At 47.0% G+C, this 25637-nt stretch carries 20 protein-coding genes; 12 read left to right on the forward strand and 8 right to left on the reverse strand.

The window, feature by feature from the left end; translation table 11 throughout:
• The first annotated feature begins 4 nt into the window (after positions 1–4).
• The 3 genes from DWX33_RS13920 to pbpC are packed head-to-tail and all read left to right on the forward strand — an operon-like array spanning position 5 to position 4016.
• Positions 5–1048, forward strand: coding sequence for a virulence RhuM family protein (locus tag DWX33_RS13920; RefSeq protein ID WP_009017314.1), 1044 nt, complete (start codon positions 5–7; stop codon positions 1046–1048).
• A gap of 12 nt (positions 1049–1060) precedes the next feature.
• A complete protein-coding gene (locus DWX33_RS13925) occupies positions 1061–1498 on the forward strand; it encodes a DUF6078 family protein (protein WP_122380568.1) in 438 nt (145 codons plus the stop codon).
• On the forward strand, positions 1470–4016 hold the full coding sequence (pbpC, locus tag DWX33_RS13930) for a penicillin-binding protein 1C (RefSeq protein WP_122380569.1): 2547 nt from the start codon (positions 1470–1472) through the stop codon (positions 4014–4016). Before DWX33_RS13925 ends, pbpC begins: the two co-directional genes overlap by 29 nt.
• 8 nt (positions 4017–4024) lie before the next feature.
• Here pbpC and DWX33_RS13935 read toward each other — a convergent pair whose 3' ends face one another.
• The gene (locus DWX33_RS13935) at positions 4025–5473 is read right to left on the reverse strand and encodes an alpha-amylase (RefSeq protein ID WP_122380570.1); all 1449 of its coding nucleotides are present in this window, start codon (positions 5471–5473) and stop codon (positions 4025–4027) included.
• A 105-nt stretch (positions 5474–5578) separates the two neighbouring features.
• On the opposite strand from DWX33_RS13935, the gene DWX33_RS13940 reads away from it, so the two are divergent.
• Together DWX33_RS13940 and DWX33_RS13945 are read left to right on the forward strand one after the other, a co-directional pair.
• Positions 5579–7345, forward strand: coding sequence for an alpha-glucosidase (locus DWX33_RS13940; protein WP_122380571.1), 1767 nt, complete (start codon positions 5579–5581; stop codon positions 7343–7345).
• 97 nt (positions 7346–7442) lie between these two features.
• Entirely contained in the window at positions 7443–7694 is a 252-nt protein-coding gene (locus tag DWX33_RS13945; RefSeq protein WP_005857281.1) for a GlsB/YeaQ/YmgE family stress response membrane protein, read from the forward strand.
• A 112-nt stretch (positions 7695–7806) separates the two neighbouring features.
• Here the strand turns inward: DWX33_RS13945 and nhaA are convergent, their stop codons facing one another.
• The 6 genes from nhaA to DWX33_RS13975 all read right to left on the reverse strand — a co-directional run bounded on the left by nhaA (position 7807) and on the right by DWX33_RS13975 (position 15178).
• Positions 7807–9168 carry a Na+/H+ antiporter NhaA gene (gene nhaA, locus DWX33_RS13950; RefSeq protein WP_005862682.1) on the reverse strand — a complete coding sequence of 454 codons (1362 nt, stop codon included), beginning with the start codon at positions 9166–9168 and terminating at the stop codon, positions 7807–7809.
• Positions 9169–9281: 113 nt separating this feature from the next.
• Complete coding sequence (locus DWX33_RS13955) at positions 9282–10490, reverse strand: cation:proton antiporter (protein WP_036611485.1); 1209 nt, start codon at positions 10488–10490, stop codon at positions 9282–9284.
• A 107-nt stretch (positions 10491–10597) separates the two neighbouring features.
• Positions 10598–11197: a YigZ family protein gene (locus tag DWX33_RS13960; protein ID WP_005862686.1), complete on the reverse strand. Its 600-nt coding sequence runs from the start codon at positions 11195–11197 to the stop codon at positions 10598–10600.
• Positions 11198–11200: 3 nt separating this feature from the next.
• On the reverse strand, positions 11201–11422 hold the full coding sequence (locus DWX33_RS13965; protein ID WP_005857287.1) for a hypothetical protein: 222 nt from the start codon (positions 11420–11422) through the stop codon (positions 11201–11203).
• The gene (uvrA, locus tag DWX33_RS13970) at positions 11419–14274 is read right to left on the reverse strand and encodes an excinuclease ABC subunit UvrA (RefSeq protein WP_122380572.1); all 2856 of its coding nucleotides are present in this window, start codon (positions 14272–14274) and stop codon (positions 11419–11421) included. Before uvrA ends, DWX33_RS13965 begins: the two co-directional genes overlap by 4 nt.
• A gap of 157 nt (positions 14275–14431) precedes the next feature.
• Positions 14432–15178, reverse strand: coding sequence for a potassium channel family protein (locus tag DWX33_RS13975; protein ID WP_005862690.1), 747 nt, complete (start codon positions 15176–15178; stop codon positions 14432–14434).
• Positions 15179–15375: 197 nt separating this feature from the next.
• Here DWX33_RS13975 and gadC point away from each other — a divergent pair, with 197 nt between their 5' ends.
• From gadC to DWX33_RS14010, 7 genes are all read left to right on the forward strand, one after another.
• Positions 15376–16863, forward strand: coding sequence for a putative glutamine/gamma-aminobutyrate antiporter GadC (gene gadC, locus DWX33_RS13980; protein ID WP_005857294.1), 1488 nt, complete (start codon positions 15376–15378; stop codon positions 16861–16863).
• A gap of 160 nt (positions 16864–17023) precedes the next feature.
• Positions 17024–17236, forward strand: coding sequence for a hypothetical protein (locus DWX33_RS13985; protein ID WP_005857296.1), 213 nt, complete (start codon positions 17024–17026; stop codon positions 17234–17236).
• 138 nt (positions 17237–17374) lie between these two features.
• Positions 17375–18931 carry a DUF4435 domain-containing protein gene (locus tag DWX33_RS13990; protein ID WP_005862693.1) on the forward strand — a complete coding sequence of 519 codons (1557 nt, stop codon included), beginning with the start codon at positions 17375–17377 and terminating at the stop codon, positions 18929–18931.
• A 98-nt stretch (positions 18932–19029) separates the two neighbouring features.
• Positions 19030–20796 (forward strand): glycosyltransferase family 39 protein, encoded by a 1767-nt coding sequence (locus DWX33_RS13995; protein ID WP_008772290.1) that lies wholly within the window; start codon positions 19030–19032, stop codon positions 20794–20796.
• A 24-nt stretch (positions 20797–20820) separates the two neighbouring features.
• Positions 20821–22062 carry an anaerobic sulfatase-maturation protein gene (locus DWX33_RS14000; RefSeq protein ID WP_005862697.1) on the forward strand — a complete coding sequence of 414 codons (1242 nt, stop codon included), beginning with the start codon at positions 20821–20823 and terminating at the stop codon, positions 22060–22062.
• Entirely contained in the window at positions 22052–23584 is a 1533-nt protein-coding gene (locus DWX33_RS14005; RefSeq protein WP_008772291.1) for a TldD/PmbA family protein, read from the forward strand. The genes DWX33_RS14000 and DWX33_RS14005 overlap by 11 nt, the downstream gene beginning before the upstream one ends.
• A 1-nt stretch (position 23585) precedes the next feature.
• Positions 23586–24905, forward strand: coding sequence for a TldD/PmbA family protein (locus DWX33_RS14010; protein ID WP_005862700.1), 1320 nt, complete (start codon positions 23586–23588; stop codon positions 24903–24905).
• A gap of 80 nt (positions 24906–24985) precedes the next feature.
• Here the strand turns inward: DWX33_RS14010 and DWX33_RS14015 are convergent, their stop codons facing one another.
• Positions 24986–25636, reverse strand: a complete 651-nt coding sequence (locus tag DWX33_RS14015; protein WP_009275107.1) for a hemolysin III family protein — start codon at positions 25634–25636, stop codon at positions 24986–24988.
• Position 25637 lies beyond the last annotated feature (1 nt).

Below are 25637 nucleotides of genomic sequence, written 5' to 3' on the forward strand. Positions count from 1 at the left end.
GTATATGGCGAAGAAATTCGAAATTCGAAATAGCACGGCGGAATTCCTTATCTTCATGCTAGAAGGCAAGGAAGATGGCATACAGGTAATGTATCATAACGAAACCATCTGGTGCACGCAGAAAGCGATGTCTACCCTGTTTGACTGCTCTACAGACAATATCGGATTACACCTAAAGAACATCTTTACATCCGGTGAATTACGGAAAGATTCAACTACCGAGTTTTTCTCGGTAGTTCAAATCGAGGGCGGACGGCAAGTATCCCGAAAAACATTGTTTTATAACCTTGATGCGATCATTTCTGTCGGTTATCGTGTAAACAGCGTTCGTGCTACACAATTTCGCCAATGGTGCACATCGGTCATCCGTCAATTCGCTATCCGTGGTTATGTGATAGACAAGAAGCGTATGGAGAACGGCTCTTTCATCGGTGAAGATTATTTTGAACATCTACTAGCCGAGATACGGGAGATACGGTTAAGCGAGCGTCACTTTTACCAAAAGTTGACCGATATCTATGCTACCGCTATTGACTATAATCGTGACGCACCAACCACCCGCCTCTTTTTCCAAAAGGTACAAAATAAGATACATTATGCCGTACACGGTCATACCGCCGCCGAGTTAATCGTGAACCGAGCCAACTCGGAAAAAGAACATATGGGACTGACCACATGGGAAAATGCGCCTAAAGGGAAGATCGTAAAAACAGATGTGGCCATTGCCAAGAACTACCTTAACGAGATGGAGTTGGACGACATGGGACATTTAGTCAACGCAGTTCTGGATATGGCAGAGCGCATGGCTAAACGACATATACCCATGACCATGGAAGACTGGGCAAAACGTATCGACCTGATACTCGAAGCCGGAGGTAATGACTTATTGACCAACGCCGGCAAGGTGACAGCCGAATTAGCCAAAGCTTTCGCAGAAGCCGAGTTCGAGAAGTATCGGGTCATTCAAGACCGTCTCTTCCAATCGGATTTTGACCGTTTCGATAGCGAGACCTTGTTCCCGACAGATTTCAATCCCGATAATACATAAAATAACAAGATCATGCCCAAGAAACTACACAAGGAAATCCCCATCGACTACGCCGTCTGCCAGCAACAAGATTGCCCTCGGGCCGGAAAGTGCCTGCACCAGATCGCCTACCAACCGCTCATCGAACAACCGGCAATCGTATTACGGCTGCTGAACCCCACCCTCTGTACCCAGGATGAGGCTTGCCCCTACTTCCGAGACTCCGCTCCCGTCACCTACGCACGGGGCTTCACCGGGATGCAGAGCCGGATGTTCCCGGCGCAATACCAGCAATTCATGTCGATACTCATGTCCCATTTCGGACGTAACCCCTACTTCGAGCGGCGAAGGGGCGAATTTCCACTCTCACCTAAAGAGCAAAGGATCGTGCTAAACGCCTTGCGAAGGGTCGGAGTGACGGAAGAGCTAAGGTTCGATCATTATGAGGAGAGTGTCAATTGGTATGATTGAGGCAGTACTCCTTATAAAGTACCGCAATACTCAGCCGGACAGTACCGCAGTACTTCGTAAGGAGTACCGCAGTACTTTGCTCACAGTACTACAGTACTTCCTACGGAGTACTGGCAGATGCCTCAGCCATCTATCCAAGTCGCTATTACCGAGGCCGGGACGAGTGCCATGGCGCCTCCTCGCATCCCTCTTGGGGATCGGCGTGGCGGCGTGGTGTATCCTGTATGGCATCGTGCCCCGGCAATTATTTCCCGCCCCCTGCTCTACCTTATTATATTCGGCCGAGGGCGAGCTTTTAGGCGCACGTATCGCACCGGACGGGCAATGGCGTTTCCCGGCGGCGGATAGCTTGCCTGATAAATTCGTGGATTGCTTGCTCACGTATGAGGATAAACGGTTCTTTTACCATCCCGGTATAGACCCCGCCGCCATCTTCCGGGCGATCCGCTTGAACGGGAAAGCGGGGCGTGTGGTGAGCGGAGGAAGTACCTTGACCATGCAATTGGCACGCATAGCGAGAGGGAACCAAGACCGGACCTTCTACGAGAAAACGATCGAGATGTGCTGGGCGCTCTTTCTGGAAACCACCCATAGCAAACAAGAGATACTGAACCTCTATGCCTCGCACGCTCCCTTCGGGGGAAACGTAATCGGGCTGGAGACCGCCGCATGGCGTTATTTCGGGCGAAGCGCCTCCGAGCTATCGTGGGCCGAGAGCGCCACGCTCGCGGTTCTTCCCAACTCCCCCGCCTTGATCCACCCCGGGAGAAACCGGAAACAACTGAAGGAGAAGCGGGATCGCCTGTTGGCTTCCCTTCAGAAGAAAGGCGTATTGGAGGAAACCGAATACGAGCTGGCCTGCATGGAGCCACTTCCCGAAGCCCCTCTCCCTTTACCTAATGATGCCCCGCACCTGTTGGAAAGACTGGCCACGGAACAACCGGGGCAACGCATCCAAACCTCCGTCCGCCAAGCCCTGCAACGGCAGACACAGGCCCTCGTAAACCGTTATGCCCGTGAATACAGTTCCAACCATATCCATAATCTGGCGGCGATCGTAGCGGACGTGGAGACCGGGGAGGTATTGGCCTACGCCGGAAACGCTACCTATCCGGCCGACGAGCGGCGGGGGAACCAAGTGGATATCATCACCTCGCCCCGCAGCACGGGAAGCATCCTCAAGCCCTTCCTGTATGCCGGTATGCTGCACGACGGGCTGTTGCTCCCCTCCATGCTGGTATCGGACGTGCCCTTGAATATAAACGGCTTCTCCCCCCATAATTACAACAAGACATTCTACGGGGCGGTACCGGCCCATGTAGCCATAGAGCGCTCCTTGAACGTGCCCTTGGTACGTATGCTCTCCCAGTATAATACCGGACGCTTTATGTCTTTACTGAAATCGTGGGGAATGACTACCTTACGTTTCTCCGAGGAACATTACGGGGCCTCCTTGATCTTGGGAGGGGCCGAGGGAACCTTATGGGATCTTTCCGGTATGTATGCCTCCATGTCTCGTGTGCTTAAACATTACCGTACTTACAACGGACGCTATAATCCGGCGGACATCCATCCGCTGACTCCCTTTCCGGCGGAGAGGAAGGAACCCATCCGTTCCCTTACCGATAGCCGGCTCACCGATAAGGCTCTCCTTTCCTCCGCGGCCCTGTGGTACACGTTCGAGGCGATGTCCGCCCTTAACCGTCCCGAGGAAGAAGCCGACTGGCAACAATTCGAGTCGATGAAACGGATCGCATGGAAGACCGGGACGAGTTACGGGGGACGAGACGCTTGGGCGATCGGCACGACCCCCCGCTACGTTGTCGGCGTATGGGCAGGTAACGCTTCCGGCGAGGGCCGTCCGGGACTTACGGGTGTCGGCAACGCCGCCCCGGTCCTTTTCGATCTCTTTTCCCTATTGCCCGGTGGCGAATGGTTCGACCTACCCTATGATGAGACGCTTCCCATGGCGATCTGCCGGAACAGCGGACATAAAGCCTCGCCCTACTGCGAGCAAACGGACACCTTATACATGCCGCTGTCCGGCAATAACACGGGGATTTGCCCCTACCATAAGCTCGTGCATCTATCGGCGGACGGACGGTACAGGGTCAATAGTTCCTGCGAGTCTGTCGACCGGATGATCAGCCGCCCGTGGTTCGTGCTTCCTCCCGCGCAGGAGTATTACTACCGCAACTATCACATCGATTATATCCCGCTCCCTCCGGTAAAACCCGGCTGCGGGCAAGACTTGAACCGCCAGATCGAACTGATCTATCCCGAGCATAACGCCATTCTCTACCTTCCGAAAGGCTTCTCCGGAAAGTCCGAGAAATTTATCTTCAAGGCCGCCCACGCCCGCCGTGACGCTACGATTTACTGGCATCTGGACGAAAGCTATCTGGGAGAGACCACCGAGAATCACCAGATCAGTTGCTCCGTGAGCCAAGGAAAACATCTCCTTACCCTCATCGACAACGAGGGGAACCAGAAGAAAATACAATTCGAGGTCAAGTAAAGCATCCGTTAAGCCTTGACCTTGACCCAAACAGCCAATTTGCCTCCCTTGACAAGGAAACAGCCTTTCCCTTCCTCATCAATCGTCACGGTATCTTTTACCGAGCCTGTGATCTCATGCCATACCTCGCCTTTCCGGTTCTCCCCCACAGACATTGTTTTCTCTCCATCTTCCCCGTTCGAGATAACCACCGCCAAGCCCGAATCAGCATGTCCCGAATCTCCCAAGCGTACGAAGCCAATCGTGTTCGGATGATCAAAATAATCCACCTCTTCCCCGTACGCATATTCTTTCCGGGCACGCAATAGCATATCCAATACCTTACGATGGGGAGATTTCTTCCCTTTTACGCCATAATAATCCCCATAAAAGATACACGGATACCCTTTCTTCATCAACAGGATCAAACCGTAGGCGGAAGGTTTGAACCAATCCTTCACCTGCGACTCCAAAGAACTGTTTTTCTGGGAATCATGGTTATCCACGAAGGTGACGGCTTGATCCGGGCATATCTCGACCAAGGTCCCTTTTAATAGATCGCGTAAATCATAGTCACGACCTTTCTCGGAAGCCTCATTCAAGTTATAATGTAAGGCTACGTCAAACAAATCCACGTTATATTCTACTTGCGACAGGTAAGCCTCCAACGATTCGGTATCGTTTTTCCAATATTCCCCGACAGCGTAGAAGCCCTCTCCCCGATCCGCTCTCACCGCCTCCAGAAAATGCTTGATAAACTGGTCGTTCATATGCTTGATCGCATCGAGTCGCATACCGTCCAAGTTTAGTTCGTTCGATACCCAGATCCCCCATTCCTGCATCTCACGCACGACTTCAGGGTTATCGAAATCCAGATCGGCGAACATGAGATAGTCGTAATTTCCATTCTCATCATCGACTCCCTCACTCCAATGTTTTCCCTCTCCCAGAATCTGGAATATACCTTCCTTCTTGCGGGATACATCATAGTCCGTCCCGGAGAAATGAAACCAATGCCATTTAAAATTAGAATACATATTGCCACGCCCCGGGAAGTCGAAGCCGGTCCAGCCCTCTATCTCATGGGGTTCGCTGGTAGCGTTTTCCCGTTGCCCAGGATCTACCTCTTGCGCCATAAACCACTCGGTATAATCGGCTCCCGCCTTATGGTTCATCACGGCATCCAGATATACGCCAATCTGGTTCCGGTGAAGTTCCTCGATCATTTCTTGAAGTTCCTGTTTAGTTCCATACTTGGTGCGTATGGTCCCTTTTTGGTCGAACTCCCCCAAATCATATAGATCATAGGTTCCATACCCCTCGTCCGCTTGCTCATGGCCTTTGTAAGCGGGTGGGATCCATACGGCGCTGATCCCGATCTCATGTAAATGCGAGGCGTCATCCTTCAGCCGTTTCCACAGCATTCCATCGTTCGGCAGATTCCATTCGAAATACTGCATCATTACTCCATTTTCCATATGTTTCTTCTATTTGTTGATAAAACAACACTTCCCAAGCGTCATAAGTTGCTGAAACTAACCACCACATCCTTTTGTTATAGTAAAAAACTAAAGAATAATAAGATGGATTCAAAGCATGTTACAGAGAGTACGTCCGGTCAAGAGGACATTCAAAAGACTTGGTGGAAAGAAGCGATTATATACCAAATCTATCCCCGTAGCTTTCAAGACAGCGATGGCGACGGAATCGGTGACTTAAACGGTATCACCTCCCGCTTGGATTATATACAAAGCTTGGGTGTGGATATCATCTGGTTAAACCCGATCTTTCTCTCTCCCAACGATGATAATGGTTACGACATCAGCGACTATCGGGAAATCATGAGAGAATTCGGTACGATGGAAGATTTCGACCGCCTCCTGAAAGAGATTCATAAACGGGAGATGCGACTGGTACTGGACTTGGTAGTAAACCATACCAGCGACGAGCATCCTTGGTTCGAGGAAGCCCGTAAATCCAGACATAATCCCTATTATAATTATTACCATTGGTGGCCGGCCGAGAAAGGTGAGCCTCCCTTGCGCCTCAGCTATTTCGACGAGGAAGGCAACGCTTGGACGTATAACAAGCCAACCGACTCGTATTACCTGCATTATTTCTCCCGGAAACAACCCGACTTAAATTGGGAGAACCCGGAGGTACGCCAAGAGATTTTCGATATGATGCGCTTCTGGTTCGATAAAGGGATAGACGGTTTTCGCATGGATTCTATCTCTCTTATCGCCAAAGATCCCTCATTCCCTCTCATAGATTCCAAGAAATATCCGGATATCTTTTCTTTCTATGCCAAAGAGCCTCGCCTACACCTCTATCTTCACGAGATGAATCGGCAGGTATTAAGCAAATACGATTGTATGAGTGTTGGAGAAGGTTCGGCCGTGATGGTAGATGATGTCGCTAAATTTGTCGATCCGGCCCGGGAAGAGTTGAATATGCTTTATCATTTCAACGCCGCCCGCATCCGGAATACAACCCTACCGGACAATCCGGAATCCGGTATAGACTATAGCTTGATCGCCCTAAAGAAGATGTTTACGGAATGGGATAAGGCGGTAGATAAGGGTTGGCCCTCGATCTACTTGGGTAATCATGACCAGCCCCGTATGGTCAGTCGCTTTGGTAGCGATAAGGATGAGTTCAGGGCCTTGTCCGCCAAGATGCTTATTACTTTTCTGCTTACGATGAGAGGAACGCCTTATTGGTTCGCCGGGGACGAGATAGGTATGCGTAACATTCGGTTCGACCGTATCGAGGATTATAACGATATCGATACGATCAACCGCTATAAGAAAGCGAAAGCAGAGGGTAAAGATCCGCAGGCGGTATTGGACGAACAGAAAGAGACCGGACGAGACAACGCCCGCACTCCTTTCCAATGGGATCGCTCGCCGGAAGCGGGATTTACGGCAGGAACCCCTTGGTTAAAGGTAAATCCGGATTATACTTGGATAAACGTAGCGGACGAAGAAAAAGATCCGACCTCCATACTTAATTATTTTAAGAAAGTAGTCAGTTTCCGTAAGGAGAATCCGAGTTTGATTTATGGCAGTTATCATTTGCTGGATGCGGAGAATCCCCAATCCTATACCTTCTTACGCAAGACTGGGGCCGACACTTATCTGATTATGCTCAATTTCTCCCCCAAGGCGGCAATCTCCACTCCGGGGATAGATATGAGTAACGCACACGTCCTATTGGACAATTACGGGGACCGAAGTCATATGGCGCCTCAAAAAGATATCACGCTCCGTCCTTTCGAAGCGATTGTCTTTCAATTGAACCATCCCGTCTATGAATCCTTCATAGATTCGCTAGATCTTTTGGAATGATTCGTTAAAAAGAGGTACAAAACGCAACCAAAGACTTTTCGGATGTGTTTAAATACAAAGCATCAGAACTTTTAAATAAAATATAAAACTATTCGTTATGGGATTTATTTGGTCTATTATCATCGGTATCGTTGCCGGCTATCTGGCTGGTAAGATTATGCGTGGAGGAGGTTTCGGGGTCATTGTTAATTTGATCCTAGGTATTATTGGAGGTGTATTGGGTGGCTGGGTATTCAGCTTACTAGGCATATCGGCCGGTGGTATCTTAGGGAGCTTGATAACCTCTACGGTCGGAGCTATTTTGTTATTATGGATCGGCTCGCTATTCAACAAATCCAAAGAGGTTTAAGAAGGCGTGCTCAATTATCAAATCATATATTACATGGCAACAAGATCTCACGAAACTTTAGTTACGGCATAATATAATGTAAAAGGCAGTCCTTGCCGGACTGCCTTTTTATTTAGATCGTTTCCACTTTTTCTTTAGGTAAAACCCATTTCAATACCAGATAACCGCAAAGACCGGATATAAACGATCCCGTGAATACACCCAGCTTCGCCTGATTCAAGAGATCGGCACCCGCCGCCGTACTGCCGTCAAAGGAAAGATTCGCTATAAACAAAGCGACCGTGAAACCGATTCCTCCCAACATGGATACTCCAAATAAATTACGCTTGCTCATGCCTGTAGGCATGGAGGCAAATGGCGTACACGCGAACAAGTAAGAGAAAGAGAATATACCTAATGTCTTTCCTACAAATAGGCCCACGAACACCGCCAACGGAACATTAACTAATGTCTGGGGTTGGATATCCCCGAATGTCACACCGGCATTCACGAAAGCGAATAAAGGAAGTATCACATAGTTTACCAAAGGATGCAACTTATCAGCGATGGTCTGCAACGGACTGATCGTTTTATCCGCCAACGTATGGATGTTATTCAATACCTGAATTTGTGTAGGTGTAAGTACTTCCGCTTTACGGGACTGACGAACCTCGGTATAGTCCAGCATATTCAAATACCCGGTCATATCACACGTGAAATCATCTAGCTTAACAACCGGACGGGCTGGAACCGTAAAGGCGATCAACACGCCGGCGATTGTCGGATGGATTCCTGACTCCAGAAATAGCAGCCAAACGATAAAGCCACCGATATAGAAAAACAATCGGTTGTGTACCCGGAACTTTCCTCCCACATACAACAAAGCGAGGACTATCAGGGATATCAACAAAGGCTCGAAAGCGATATGCCCGCTATAAAACAGGGCGATAATTATGATACCTCCAATATCATCCACCACAGCCAAGGCGGTCAAGAAGATACGCATGCTCAACGGCACCCGCTTCCCCAACAAGCCCAATACGGCCAAGGCGAAAGCGATATCCGTAGCCATCGGAATAGCCGCCCCGTTTACCTCGGGAGGCGTATTACATACTAACATATAAAATAAGACCGGCACGATCATTCCACCACAGGCGGCGATAATAGGCAATAGCGCCTTCCGCACGGAACTCAACTCACCGATCAATACCTCTTGCTTGATCTCCAGACCGATCACGAAAAAGAAAACCGCCATAAGGGCGTCGTTCACGAAAGCCAGCATAGACATGGTCTCGCCATGATGCGCGAAGAAGTTAAACTGCCCGGCTTGCAGATCGATTGGAAAAGCTAATAATAAATGATACTTATGTGCCCAAGGCGAATTGGCCAAGACCATAGCGATGATGGTGGCGGCAAATAGTAAAAGACTGGCGTTCGGCTTCTGTATAGCGAAGCGACGCAACGGTTTAAGGATAACATTAATCGTACGGTCCATAAATAATAAGTTAGATGAAGGTCTTCAACAATTGATCGTACTATGACTATTCCCTTTCCCTCCCAAGAGGGAAACGGGATATCATCTTGAAATACCTTCAAGTGTTTTTTCTATTAATTGACAGCTTTGGCTTTTCCTGCTTGCTCCAGGTTATAAGCGCTGCGTGTGAGTTTCTCTACCCAGATGACAAAGATACCAGTTAAAATTAAATTAAACACAATAGTTAACACAGAAATTATCAACATAGGGCCACCTAATCCATACCCCAAGGCTATGAAAATAACGCCGGCTCCTACCTCTCCACGGGTAAACATACCGATAGACAGCGCCAAACGCTCCCGTTTCATCCGGTCACGGTAGAAAAACAAAGGAAATAGTTTACCGATATTGGATAAGAATGAGACGATTACGACGTGTAAAGCGATCATCGACCATGACATCATCGGCTGGGAACCTGTCACCGTAGTTACTTCCGCCGCTTGCTGAGCGAAATCCACGCCCATAAACACCGGCATGCTCACTCCGACAAGGAACATAAAGAGATAAGAGATAAAATCGGACACTTGGTGCTCGATCTTGGTATCGATATGCTTATGCCGCATGATCATACCTACGACAAACGCAGGTAAAAGTACCTCGATATGGATGCTAGCCTCCTCCCCGTACATATGTTTCGATACCAGATAAATCACTTGCGTGATACCAAACGTCACGACGGCATAGAACAAGATGGCTTTCCAGTCTTGACGTACATTATAATATCCCATTTTCTTCCAGCCCAGGATCAAGAGCAATACCACAACCAGAATAATGACTCCCAATTGCCAGCGCAAGCCGATCATCATGATTTGCAACGGGATCATCAACAGGATCGTATCCAAGTCGTCGAAGATCGCCAATACCTGTACTTTCTTATATACCCAAGAGGCTTTTAGCCCGGCGGCGGCCAACATCGTAAACAAGATACCCGCCGAGGTAGGCGCGGCGAACCGGCTTAGCAACAGGTTCTCCTTCCAAGCGTCCCAACTTCCCCATAAATCGCCCGGAAGCAAGACAAACATATAATATAAAGCCACGAATATCCACGGAAACGCAGCCGTAGCCATCGCTATGAAATAATCTTCGGTATAAGACTTCCACCGGGTCTTATCAATCTCGAACTCACGCCCCACATTAATCATGATAAACGCAAGGCAAATAAACAAAAATGTATTAGAGATCGTCTTTACCAGCGAATACTGTTCCCCCACCATAGCGGGAAGCATTTGCGACACGACCAAACCCAACACTAGAAAAAGAGAGAATAAAAGAACTTTTTTCATTCAGATAAAACTATATTAATATTTACACAATAAAATGCAGGGGCAGGGTTCCTCATGAGCCTTGTCTCTACAAAAAACAATTGAAAATTGAATTAGTTGATCGCTTGCTACTCTTTTAGATAAGCGGTCTCAACCTTTAACAAACGATTTTTGAGGCGTTCAGCCTCTCCTTTACGGATACGAAGCGTCATCTCGCAATCCATCTCGAACTTCTGTGAGATGATAGCGGGGTTATCCTCTTTTACGATACGCATGATCCCGTTCAGGTATGGGTATTCGAAAACGACCGTGATGTCCTCGTCTACCGTACGTTCCTCGATCTCTGCGGCGGAGATAGCCTCGGCGGCGGCCGTGCGATAAGCGACGATCAGCCCGCTGGTTCCTAACTCGATTCCACCAAAGTAACGTACTACGACAATCAATAAATCGGTCAGCTCATTCGAGTTGATCTGTCCGAGGATCGGTTTCCCGGCCGTGGAAGAAGGCTCCCCGTCATCGTTGGCCCGGAACGTCTGCCGCTCTGGACCTAACATATACGCCCAGCATACATGGCGGGCATCATAATATTGTTTACGGTATTTCTCCAGTTGCTCCTTCACCTCTTCTACCGTACGCACGGGGATAGCATACGAGATAAAGCGGCTGCGCTTCTCGGTATAATATCCCTCGGCTACTTGCTTGATGGTCTTGTAACTGTCGTCTGCCATAAATCAATCCGGTATTTTAGTGTTAGACACTTCCTCCCGGTACGCCCGGAAATCTTTCATGATCTCTTCGATCTCCTCGATGAAATAAGGATCTTTCACCTTATTCCTCACCTCCTCATAATAGGTCTCTATGGCAGCCAACGCACATACGTCCTGCCCTCTCAGCACGAAGTAAGGTTCCTCCTTCTCCACGCACTGCTTGATCATTTGTATAGGATTCTTCATTTTTTCTTATTTGCTATATCTAACTCTTCTTTCAAGAACGGAGCCGTAAACCCGACACCACTCTTCGCTAAAGCCTCCGGAGTCCCTGTGAAAAGGACATTACCTCCACGGCGACCGCCCTCGGGGCCCATATCGATCAAGTAATCGGCGCTTTTGATAACATCGAGGTTATGTTCGATAACGATGATCGTGTTGCCTTTATCCACCAACTTGTTCAATACCCCCAGCAAGACCCGGATATCCTCGAAGTGCAGACCGGTGGTAGGTTCATCCAATACATAAAGCGTCTTTCCCGTATCCCGCTTCGCCAGCTCGGTAGCCAGCTTGACACGTTGGCTCTCGCCACCGGATAAGGTAGTAGAGGGTTGCCCCAACTTGATATATCCCAGACCTACATCTTGCAGGACCTTGATCTTGGATAAGATAGTCGGGATATTCTCGAAGAACTCCACTGCCATATTAATCGTCATATCCAAGATATCCGCAATTGATTTCCCACGAAAACGAACCTCTAGGGTTTCCCGGTTATATCGCTTGCCGTGACAATCCTCGCAAGGCACCAGCACGTCCGGTAGGAAATTCATCTCGATCGTCTTATAGCCATTTCCCTTACAGGTCTCGCACCGTCCGCCCGATACGTTAAAAGAGAAACGTCCCGGTTTATACCCTCTCACCTTCGATTCCGGAAGTTCCACGAACAGATTCCGGATATCCGAGAATACCCCCGTATAGGTAGCTGGGTTGCTCCGGGGGGAACGACCGATCGGAGATTGATCCACATTCACGATCTTATCGACATGCTCGATTCCCTCGATGGCGTCGTATGCCAAGGGGTCTTCCAGCGAGCGATAGAAATGCTGGCTCAAGATCGGTTGCAGCGTGCGGTTTATCAAGGTAGACTTTCCGCTACCCGACACACCCGTGACGCAAATAAGAGTACCCAAGGGGAAAGACACGTCCACATGCTTCAGGTTATTGCCGCTGGCTCCCTCGATCGTAATAAATTGCCCGTTGCCTTTCCGACGCTCGGCAGGAACGGCTATCTCCGTGTTTCCATTCAGATAGGAAGAGGTCAAGGTATCTACACGCAGCATCTCCTTGGGCGTTCCCTCAAAAACGACCTCACCCCCCAGACGGCCCGCTTTAGGCCCCATATCCACCACGTAATCGGCACTCAGCATCATATCCTTATCATGCTCCACGACGATCACGGAGTTTCCCGTATCACGCAATTGTTTCAGGGAATTAATCAAACGGACGTTGTCCCGCTGGTGCAAACCGATACTCGGCTCATCCAATATATAAAGTACGTTCACCAATTGGCTTCCGATCTGGGTAGCCAGACGGATACGCTGGCTCTCGCCACCGGACAAGGTAGCGGAACCCCGGTTCATGGAAAGATAATCCAATCCCACATCCAGCAAGAAGCGCAGGCGGGAGCGTATCTCCTTCAATATCTCCGTAGCGATCCGAAGCTGTTTCGGGTCCAGCTTCTCCTCAATACCCTCCAGCCACTCGTATAATTCCGAGATATCCATGGCCGACAACTCGGCGATATTCTTTCCCGCTATCCGGTAGCTCAACGCCTCCTTATTCAACCGCCAGCCGTTACATTCCGGACAAGTGGCCATCTTGATGAATTGTCCCGCCCATTTCTGCGCCGAGGCGGATGCCTCGCTCTCCTGTTGCATCAAGATATACTTGGCGACTCCCTCATACGACAAGAAATAGTTAGACGATCCTAACGAGTCATTCTTGATCTGCAACCGCTCGTCTGTACCATTCATGATCTCGTCCATCGCCTCCTCGGGAATATCCCGTATAGGCGTCTTGATCGTCACGCCATGCTTTTGGCAAAGCGCCTCGATCTGCCAGAATATCAACGAATTCTTATATTTACCCAAAGCGACGATGCCACCGCTATATATACTTAAGGATGGATCGGGAACGATCTTGTCCATATCCAACAAATTGACCTGTCCTAAGCCTTTACATTTCGGACACGCTCCTTGAGGGGAGTTGAACGAGAAATTATGCGGAGCCGGCTCACTGTAAGACAATCCAGTCACCGGGTCCATCAAGCGACGACTATAATGGCGAACCTCGTTAGTCTCGGCATCCAGTATCAGCACAAGGCCATCGCCTTGCTTCATGGCGATCTTCAAGCTCTCTTTCAAACGACGCTCGTCTGCCTCGGAGACAATCATCTTATCGATCACCACCTCGATGCTGTGCATCTTATAACGATCCAGCTTCATCCCATGGAAGATCTCTTTCAACTCGCCATCGACACGGACGTTCAGATATCCTTTTTTACGTATCTGCTCGAAAAGTTCCTTATAGTGCCCCTTACGATTACGGACCAACGGAGCCAAGAGATACGTTTTTTTCCCGTTGTACTCATCCAAGATCAGCCGTAAGACTTGATCCTCGGTATATTTCACCATCTTCTCCCCGCTCAAATAGGAATAGGCCTCTCCCGCCCTAGCGTAAAGCAAACGGAAAAAGTCATAGATCTCGGTAGTCGTACCGACGGTGGAACGAGGATTCTTATTGGTTGTCTTTTGCTCAATGGAGATAACCGGACTCAGACCCGTTATCTTATCCACATCGGGTCTCTCCATATTCCCTAAGAAATTCCGGGCGTAAGCCGAGAATGTCTCCACATACCGCCTTTGTCCCTCAGCGAAAATCGTATCGAACGCCAATGATGACTTGCCGCTACCACTCATGCCGGTAATCACCGTCAACTTATTCCTCGGAATCTCTACATCTATATTCTTCAGATTATGAACACGTGCGCCAAGTATGGATATGCGCCCGCCTTCCAATGCCTGCTTATCTTTTATCATCTTTTACCTATCTGGTTTTAGGGGCCGTAAAGATACGAAAAAAACAGAAGCCAATCAAACTTTCCAGCAAATCATAGTGTAATCTCAGCCACTTCCTCCAGCCTGTTTGTTCCCTACGGGAAGACCTCGCAGTATCCACCGTAAGGAACCAGGGTTTCTATTTATCCTTCACCTCTGGCTGGGGAGAAGGAGCCTGTATGTTCTCATAAAACCTCTTTTTCTCCTCGTTACTTTTTTGGACAAGGCTTGTCACATATACCGTAAATATTGGAAACATCATCATGCCCAAAGCAGCCAATACGACTGAGAGGACTCGTCCCGTAACCGTAATAGCGGATATGTTAGAGCCAACCGTCGTCACATCCATAAACGCCCACCATAGAGCGTCCCCATAATTAGCCACCAACGGGTTCACCTTATGCTCCAAGACAAAAAATATAAGACTTGAGAAATAAACCGTGGCCAACAACATCGTCAAGTAAGAAACAAACAAGCCGGATGCCTTATTATACGATAACCATCCCACCACGATCGCCAACGCATACCCGCCCCGTACCAAAGGAACGAAACGTAAGAAATAACTAAGCTCGGGTGAGGTGATAATATGATAATATTCTATTATATTTTGGTAAGGGATCGCTACGAGCAAGAAAATAAAGTGCGTTCGCAAATAACGTAATTTATCTTTCGATAGGAAAAGTTCCAAAACAAAATCGAAAAGAAAAAACAAACAGATCCATAATTGAATCTTCTTATAAGAAGTTTGCGTGTAAAAGGGAATATTCTTAAATGTATCGATGGAGATACTGATAACCAAGAACAGCGACAACAATAGTATAATGATATGTAACACACCATATACCCCCTTCTTTCTCAATGCGAAATCAAATACGGCCATTTTCATAAGCGTTACTATTTATTTAATTATAATCCTTTTCATTTTGGTTTATGACAACAAACCTCATATACCATTTGTTTAAACAGCGAAATGTGTTAATTAACCAAGTTTTACGTAGCAAAAACAAAACATCTTCTTTGATTCGCTGTTATAAACTCAGACTTAAACGAGAGAAGTAATTCTCATTTTTAAAACATAAATCTATGGCAAATATCAACAAGACAGTAAAGCTAGGTGTGTTTACCCTAGCAATCATGAACGTGACGGCAGTAGTATCTTTACGCGGACTGCCAGCAGAAGCCGTATACGGACTAAGCTCGGCTTTCTATTACTTATTCGCGGCAATCGTATTCTTAATCCCGACCTCTTTGGTGGCAGCGGAATTAGCGGCAATGTTCCAAGACAAACAAGGTGGTGTATTCCGTTGGGTAGGTGAGGCCTATGGAAAACGTCTAGGCTTTCTGGCTATCTGGGTTCAATGGATTGAAAGTACGATCTGGTATCCGACAGTATTAACTTTTGGAGCCGTATCCATCGCCTTCATCGGTATGGATCATCCCGAAGATATGCTGCTGGCGAATAACAAATACTACACGTTAGCGATCGTGTTAATTATTTATTGGCTGGCTACATTTATCTCACTAAAGGGATTGAGTTGGGTTGGAAAAGTAGCGAAAATTGGAGGTATGGTAGGTACTATCATCCCGGCGGCGTTACTCATCATTTTAGGTATCGTATATCTAGCGACTGGCGGGCATTCCAATATGGATTTCCACAGTAACTTCTTCCCCGACTTCAGTAAATTCGACAACTTAGTCTTAGCCGCAAGTATCTTCCTTTTTTACGCAGGTATGGAAATGGGCGGTATTCACGTGAAAGACGTTGACAATCCTTCTAAAAACTATCCGAAAGCTGTATTTATCGGTGCCTTGATCACCGTTGTAATCTTCGTACTAGGAACTTTTGCGTTGGGTATTATTATCCCAGAGAAAGACATCAATCTTACGCAAAGTTTATTAGTGGGATTCGACAATTACTTCAAGTACATTCATGCCTCATGGTTATCCCCAATTATCGCTATCGCTTTGGCATTTGGCGTATTAGCAGGAGTATTGACATGGGTCGCTGGTCCTTCCAAAGGTATATTCGCAGTTGGTAAAGCAGGTTATCTGCCCCCGTTCTTCCAGAAGACCAATAAGATCGGCGTACAGAAAAACATCCTTTATATCCAAGGAGCGGCTGTTACACTTCTTAGCTTATTATTCGTGGTAATGCCATCCGTACAAAGCTTTTATCAGATCTTATCACAGCTTACGGTGATCTTATATTTAATAATGTATATGTTGATGTTCTCCGGAGCGATCGCATTACGTTATAAGATGAAAAAGGCAGGTCGTCCTTTCCGTATCGGAAAAGGTGGCAATGGCTTGATGTGGTTGATCGGAGGTTTAGGATTCTGTGGTTCCTTATTAGCGTTCGTATTAAGTTTCATTCCTCCTAGCCAGATTTCTACAGGAAATAATACGGTTTGGTTCGCCGTTCTCTTCATCGGTGTAATTGTTGTCGTTGCGGCACCGTTTATTATCTATGCGTCTAAGAAAGCATCTTGGGTAGATCCGAACACTGAATTCGAACCGTTCCATTGGGAAGTAAAAAATGACGTATCCGAGACGAATACGACAAAAGCATAACACACATTCATCTCGATAATTACCTAGTCCGGGCTGCGAAAATATTGCAGCTCGGACTTTTTCGTAAAAATAGCACAGAATATTTACGTTTTATTATGTGTATTATAAAAATGTAATTATCTTTGCGATAGTATTCATAAAATAAAATATCAAAAGAACTATGGCACGTACAGTAGATTATTCAAAAAAGGCAGAGAAAATCAAAGAGCAAGTAGATGAATTAGTACAAGAATTAATGGCTGCTAAATCGGCTCCGGTAGTCTCCAAAAGAAGTTTAAAAGTAGCTGACATCAATTTCGAGAACGAGGATGTTAATACATTAATGCAAATACAAGCTCGCCTCGCTCGCGTTATCTTGGAGAAGAGCAAATAAGAAAAAACTCTGCTAAGGTTTTAATAAAAGCGCCTTTCCCGTCTTTAAGGATGTTTCGGGAAAGGCACTTTATTTTTCAGGTCTCGTGCGAACTTTCAAAGAAAAAGCTTATCTTTGAAAACCTAATCAATAACATGTATGGAACTAACACTCCCAACGAAAGTTAATGTGACACATCCCATCATGCTAGACACGAAGATATTAGTCGTGATCGGAGCGAACGGTGCGGGAAAAAGCTCTTTTGGCAGAGATTTATTGGAGAGATATGCGGGTCAAGCGAAAAGAATATCCGGTATACATGCCTTATTCATCAGCGATGACGAATCTAAATTATCGGCCTCCAATGAATTCGCACGTTTACAGTCTATGATCAAAGAACGACTGTTCATGCCACGTATTTCTGAATACGAGAAACTGATTTTGCAACTCCAGAGCGAGGAGTTCGAGGCGGCAGTCAATTTCAAGGAAGCCTGCAAGACTAATAACGAAGTAGATCCTCCGATCACCAAGATAGATATTATACAAGCGATCTGGGAAAAGATGTTTCCGCATAATCGTCTGATACGAAAGTCGGGATTTATCGAGCTTGTATCCACGGGGCGTGATTCAAATTCCTACACCGCCGGACGCATGAGCGATAGCGAGAAACTGGTGTTCTACTTGATTGGGGCCGCATTATGCGCATGCCCGAACGCCTTGCTCGTGATCGAAGAGCCGGAAACCCTTCTCCACAACTCCATAAAGAACCAGCTTTGGGACGAGATTGAGGCGATACGTCCGGACTGTACGTTTGTTTATCTCACACATGACATTGATTTCGCCACCTCCCGCTCCGACAGCAAACGGATCTGGATTCGTTCTTACGATGCGGATCATTCCGTATGGGATTACGAGTTGATCGAGAGTAATGAAAGTTTCCCGGAAGAAGTATATATGGAAATACTTGGCAGCCGGAAACCGATCTTGTTTATCGAAGGGACCGACACGAACAGTATCGACAGCAAGCTTTACCCCTTCATATTCCCCGATTATTTGGTGAAACCGATGGGTGGTTGCCAAAAAGTAATCGAGACAACCAAAGCGTTCGGCCAACTGAAAGACTTCCATACATTAGATAGCAAAGGTATCGTAGATCGTGATAGGCGTACGCAAGGAGAAATAAACTATCTACGGGAACAACATATTTATGTACCGGACGTAGCGGAAGTGGAGAACCTATTGATGATAGAGGATGTGATCAAGACGGTCGCCAAACGGTTGATGAAAGATCCGGACGATGTTTTCAAGCAAGTGAAAGAAAATGTAGTACGTCTTTTCCAAAAAGAACTGGATTCGCAAGTAATCCTTCATGCCAAACATCAAGTCCGTAAAAAACTGGAGACTACCGTTGATCGCAAGATAACGACGGTGGAGCAATTAACCGAACATGTAGAGAGTATCCGTCTGAACATCCATGCGGAAGAAATATACAAAAACATAAAAGAAGAGTTCGAGTCTTATATAGAAACGGAGAACTACAAAAGCATCCTCCGTGTTTATAATCAAAAAGGGATGTTACCACAGAGCCGCCTATGCGCGATCTGCGGTATCAGTAACAAAGAGAGTTATTTAAACCTGATTCTCTCCATATTAAAGGAAAACAAGGAGGATGCGGAAGCGATACGAAAGGCTATCAAACATTCATTGGGCACATAAAAAGTTTCTAAAAATGCGGGGAAAGTCCATAAAAAATTGTTCTTTTGCAAACTGTTTTATAACATTAATGGGCCAAAGCCCTATATATTAATTGTCATATGCGTACACCTACACTTCAATATCTTTACTTGCAAAAGCCGGTAACCATGATGGTAGTAATCTGTATTATATCTGTGTTACCTTGGATTGGCCTCGGCGACTTTTCCACCAAAGGGGAACCTCGGGAAGCGGCCGTAGCGATCTCCATGCTCGAGACAGGTAATTGGGTCTTGCCACAATCTTACGCGAACGAGTTCGCTTTTAAGCCACCGATGGCGCATTGGTTAATGGCTGCTTTCTCCTATCCACAGGGATATGTTTCCGAGTTCACTTCCCGCTTGCCATCGGCTTTAGCCTTTATTACCTTGATCGGGTTCGTATTGGTCTTTTTCGGTAAACGAATCGTAAAGTTTCAGGAGGCATTCATAGCGACCCTCCTATTGGTCACCTGCGTAGAGATACATCGGGCGGCCATGACGACTCGGGTGGATATGTTGCTCACTACTTTCATCGTCATAGGGCTTTTCCAGCTATATCGATGGGAAGATAAATTAGAGCTGAAAGGACTTCCCATATTCATACCTTTATTATTAGGATGCGCCGTTCTGACCAAAGGACCGGTAGGCGTAGTATTGCCCCTATTCGTATTCGGCATTTATCTATTAATGTTAGGTCAATACAGTTATCTCACCATATTCAAGACTTTATTATATGCGGGAATTTCCTCTTTATTCCTACCGATGTTGTGGTATACCGCTGCATGGAAGCAGGGTGGAGATGAGTTCCTTAATGTCGTATTAGCGGAGAATTTCGCTCGTTTCTTACACCTAAACACTCCTGAAATTTCCTATGATCTGGGGCATGAGAATGGTGTTTGGTACAATTTCATGACGTTGGCGGCAGGCTTTATACCTTGGACTATTTTCTTTTTCTTCTCTTTATTCGGGCTGAAACTTAGCAAGCCTGAGCAATCTATTAAAGAGATCTTAAAGAATACGTGGAAACGTATCCGCTCCATGGAAAAAGTTCGTTTATTTAGTTTGGTTGCTTTAGTCTGCATCCTTTTCTTCTATTCGATACCTTCCAGTAAACGAAGCGTATATTTAATGCCGGCTTATCCGTTCATTGCCTTGTTCTTGGCTCAGTATGCCTTATATATTACAGAATACCGTACGAAAGTAACTCGGGTATTCGCTGCCTTTTTAGCTTCCCTAGTAAGTGTCGTCATGATAGCGATCTTGCTTACGGTATTCGGTATTATTGATCCTGTTGGTATCGTCGGTCAATATACACAAAACGCATCGACCTTGGACATGGTACAAATGGTATCAAAAGTATTAGTTCACCCCAGTACGCTTACGATCTGTATTATCTTCATAAATCTATTGATATTAGGAACGGTCTATTACCAGATGTTCAAGAAAATAAATATCAAGATTCTCTACGCTACGATAGCCTTGACATTCTCGGTTAATTTATTAATTGATGGTGTCATTATGAGAGGTATTCGTGAAGGGGATTCTTGCCGTGTTTTCGCTGAACGTATCCTGAAAGAATATCCATTGAATAAAAAGAATGTATATGTCGTAAATAACCTTCGGATTTATCGGAATCTGTACGGGTTAAACTTCTATATGGGAAATATCTTCCATGACTTCGATAAAGAAACACCCGCCAAAGGTTATTTCCTGATCGGAGAAAATGAGATGGAAAAGGTACTTTCCACATACGGGGATAAATATACCTTCCGTACACTGACTAAGTCAGATCAAACGTTCAGCGAGCTAAAACAAAAAATCGTGCTTAGCGAGTTCGAGTTGAAATAGAAATGTAATATCTAATAGTATACCATGAATAGTTCCTATATTTCCCCTTTCGCCAAGCCGGTCTACATCATGTTGAAACCGGTTGGTTCTGTTTGTAATTTGGCATGCGAGTATTGTTATTACCTTGAGAAAAGTAAGTTCTATCCGGACGTGAAGAATCACATCATGACGGATCAGATACTCGAGAAGTTCATCAAGGAATACATGGAATGCCAAACCATGCAAGAAGTCTTGTTTACATGGCATGGAGGCGAGACGCTGATGCGACCGATCAGCTTCTATAAAAAAGCCTTGGAGTTGCAGCGTAAGTATGCGGGAGGACGGCAAATAGATAACTGTATCCAAACCAATGGTACCCTATTGAATGATGAGTGGTGCCAATTTTTCAAGGAAAATAATTTCTTGGTGGGTGTATCTATCGATGGCCCGCAAGAGTTCCACGACGAATACCGTAGGAACCGGCAGGGACTCCCCTCTTTCTATAAGGTGATGAAGGGAATCGAGTTGCTGAAAAAACATGGGGTAGAATATAACGCCATGGCCGTCGTGAATGATTATAACGTGGATTATCCGCTGGAATTCTATAATTTCTTCAAGGAACTGGATTGCCGTTTCATCCAATTCGCCCCGATCGTGGAGCGTATCGGCCGGCACAAGGAAGGTACCAAGCTATCTTCTCCCGAGGAACAAGACGCTGCGATCGAGCTAGCTCCGTTCTCGGTAGATAGCGAGAAATGGGGGGATTTCCTTTGCGCCTTGTTCGACGAGTGGCTGAAAGAGGATGTCGGCAAGTTCTACATCCAATTATTCGATTCCACCTTGGCCAACTGGGTAGGCGAGCAACCCGGGGTCTGCTCCTTGGCCCGCCATTGCGGTCACGCCGGGGTAATGGAGTTCAATGGCGACGTATATGCTTGCGACCATTTCGTATTCCCGGAATACAAACTCGGGAATATCCAAACAAAGACATTAACGGAGATGATGTACAGTCCGGTACAACAAAAGTTTGGAACGGATAAAGAAGATAAGCTCCCTACGCAATGCAAGGAATGCGAATATCTTTTCGCTTGCCATGGGGAATGCCCGAAAAACCGGTTCCTCCATACGCCGAATGGAGAACCGGGACTAAATTATCTATGTAAGGGATACAAGAAATTCTTCAAGCACGTAGCTCCTTACATGGATTTTATGAAAAAAGAGTTATTGAATCAACGTCCACCCGCAAACGTGATGGATTGGGCTAAACAACAACAACATGAATATTAACAGACGTGATTTCATTAAAACAGGAAGTATGGTTATGCTTGGAACATTAGCGGCTCCTTCCCTACTAGGAAGTTGCACCGGTAGTGAGAGTGATAAAGCAGCCGGTATTTCATTCGCCATGAATTATTTCAAGGTGAGTGAGGGGGATTTGAGGAAAGTATTGGCAGCAGCCTTGGAGAAAGGCGGGGATTATGCCGATTTGTTTTTTGAGCATTCATACAGGAACAACGTGGGGTTGCAGGATGGTGCCGTAAACCGTGCCTCATCTAACATCGATTTTGGGATGGGCGTACGTGTTTTGTCCGGCGACCAAACGGGATATGCCTACGTGGAGAACGTCAGCTTGGACGAGATGCTGAAGGCGGCTCGTACGGCCGCACGGATCGCCACCGGATCAGCGAATACCGCTCCTATCAACTTAACGGAAGAAAAGCATACGAACAATTTCTATAGCGTACAAACACCTTGGGACGAGATAGCCATTAATGACAAGATGCCTTTCTTGCAGAAACTGAACGATCAGATCTTCGCCAAGGACAAGCGGGTCACCAAGGTGATGGCCTCTTTGGGAGACACGACCTCTCATATCTTATTCTGTAACTCGGAAGGGCAGATTTATTACGATTATCGCCCGATGAGTGCTTTGAGTGCCGTCTGTATTATGGAGGATAACGGGAAGATCGAGAACTCGTACGCCGCACGGGCTTTCCGCATGGGAGCGGAATTCCTAACGGACGACCTGATCGACGAGCTTGCCCAAGAGGCGGTGGATAAGACCTCTATCTTATTTCAGGCGATCAAGCCTAAAGGCGGGGAAATGCCCGTTGTCATGGGTGCCGGTGGCTCTGGCATCTTATTGCACGAGGCGATCGGCCATGCTTTCGAGGCAGATTTCAACCGTAAGAACACCTCTATTTTCTCTGATCAACTGAACAAGAAAGTTTGCAACGAGCATATCAACGTGGTGGACGACGGCACGATTCCTTTCAACCGGGGCTCGGTCAATATCGATGACGAGGGTGTGGACGGACAAAAAACCTATATCGTACGGGAGGGAGTCTTGACCAGTTATCTGCACGATCGTATCAGCGCGAAACATTACGGCATCCCCTCTACGGGCAATGGCCGCCGGGAGTCTTTTCGTCAGATGCCTATCCCCCGTATGCGTGCCACTTATATGGAAGCGGGCAACGTGACGGAAGAGGAGATCATCTCTACCGTAAAGAAAGGTATCTATGCCGCCAACTTCACGAACGGGCAGGTACAGATCGGCGCAGGCGATTTTACCTTCTTCGTGAAGGATGGTTACTTGATCGAGAACGGCAAGCTTACCCAACCTATCAAGGATATCAATATCATCGGTAACGGCCCGAAAGCGTTGGCGGATATCACGATGGTGGGTAATAATTATAAAATGGATAACGGCACATGGACCTGCGGTAAGGATGGACAGTCTTGCCCGGTAACCTGCGGTATGCCGTCGGCCTTAGTCAGCAAACTTACAGTAGGAGGAGAAAACTAATATGATAACAAACGAAAATAAGAAATTGGCTCAATGGGCCATGGAATATGCCTTGAAGAATGGTTGCCAATCTTCACGTGTCACGCTTTACAATGGTTCCAGCAGTTCGTTTGAGATACGGGATATGAAAATAGACCGTCTGCAACAGGCATCCGAGAACAGCATGGTGGTTCATTTGTTCGTGGACGGCCGTTACGGCTCCTACTCTACCAATCGCTTGGATAAGAAAGAGCTGGAGAAGTTCATCAAGGATGGTATCGCCGCCACTCGTTTCCTCGCCGAGGACAAGGCTCGCACGCTGCCGGACGCTTCCTTGTATTATAAAGGTGGGGCGGCGGACTTGCGATTGGTCGACCCGAATTTCGACTCCGTGCAACCGGACGACAAGGTAGCGTTGGCCATGAGCGTCTGTGAGGAGATCATGGGCAAGGACGACCGGATCATCTCCGCCAACGCTTCCTACAGCGACGAGAAGGACTTTAAGTACATGGTAGCCAGCAACGGTTTCGAAGGCGAGGCTTCTGGTTCCTCTTATGGCTTGGTGGGGAGTGTCAGCATCCGTGGGGAGGGTGACGCCCGTCCCGAGTCTTATTGGTACGACTCTTCCTTGTATTATGACGAGCTGGTGAAGACCGGTATCGGTACGAAAGCGCTGGAACGGGTGCTTCGAAAACTGGGACAGCGGAAAGTGGCGTCCGGTAAATATACCATGATCGTGGATAACATGAACTCCAGTCGTCTGCTTTCTCCAGTAATCGGAGCCATTTACGGTTCCTCCATCCAGCAAAAGAACTCTTTCTTGTTGGATAAGATCGACCAAAAGGTAGCGAGCGACAAGATGACCTTGATAGATGAGCCTCATTTGGTAAAGGCTTCCGGCGCACGTTATTTCGATAGCGAGGGTGTTGCCACGAAACGTCTTCCGGTATTCGAGCAGGGTATATTGAAAACGTATTATATCGATACGTATTCCGCCAACAAGATGGGCATGGAACAAACGATCGGCTCTCCCTCGATTCTTACCATGCGGAATGGTGATAAGGATCTGGACGGATTGATCGCCTCTATCGACAAAGGTATATTGGTGACCGGCTTCAACGGTGGAAACTGCAATAGCACGACCGGCGATTTCTCGTATGGCGTGGAAGGTTTCTTGATCGAGAGAGGCAAGCTATCCCAACCGATCTCCGAGATGAACGCCACGGGTAATATGCTCTCCCTATGGAGTAACCTAGCGGAAGTCGGAAACGACCCCCGCCTATCCTCCAGCTGGCGAATCCCTTCCTTGCTTTTCAATGGGGTTGATTTTAGCGGATTATAAATACGAGAAACAACATACGGAAGAACAAGAATAAAAGAAGCCGGAACCGCTAAACACAGTTCCGGCTTCTTTGTTTTTCCTTACACCAAATTATAGATCGCTATAAAATGGCAAACCGTTCCCCCGAGAACGAATAAATGCCATGCGGAATGCATATATTTATATTTATCCAGAAAGAAGAAAATCGTTCCTAAGGAATAGAACAAGCCTCCTCCGATCAGCCAATATAAGACATACATCGAATCCGTACGCTGGAAAACATCGATCAAAGGTTTGAAAGCGATAATCACCACCCAACTCATCAGCAGATAACAAACCGTTTTCAGATTATCCTTTTTCTTCATCCGACGGAAACTAAACCATACGCCGATAACCGCGGCCAGCCAAACCGTAATAAATAATCCCCAGCCCCAGAAACCCTCGTCGCGGAGAGCCACCAAGGTAAATGGCGTATAAGTACCCGCGATATGCAAATAAATAGCGCTATGATCCCAACGGCGCAACTGGCATTTTCGCTTGGGATCGGAAGCGGCGTGGTAAAAGGTAGATGTCACATACGAGGAAGTCATGCACAACGCATAAACGGCGAAACTACCGATCACCCACGGATCACCTGTACGAATCCCGGCGATCATCAAGACGATAATCGCCGTTAAGCCGAACAACATGCCCGCGCCATGCGTAAGCACATTCGCTACTTCCTCACCATGAGTCTGTCTTTGTTTTCTCATC

The organism is Parabacteroides sp. AF19-14, from assembly GCF_003635485.1.
Lineage (GTDB): Bacteria > Bacteroidota > Bacteroidia > Bacteroidales > Tannerellaceae > Parabacteroides > Parabacteroides distasonis.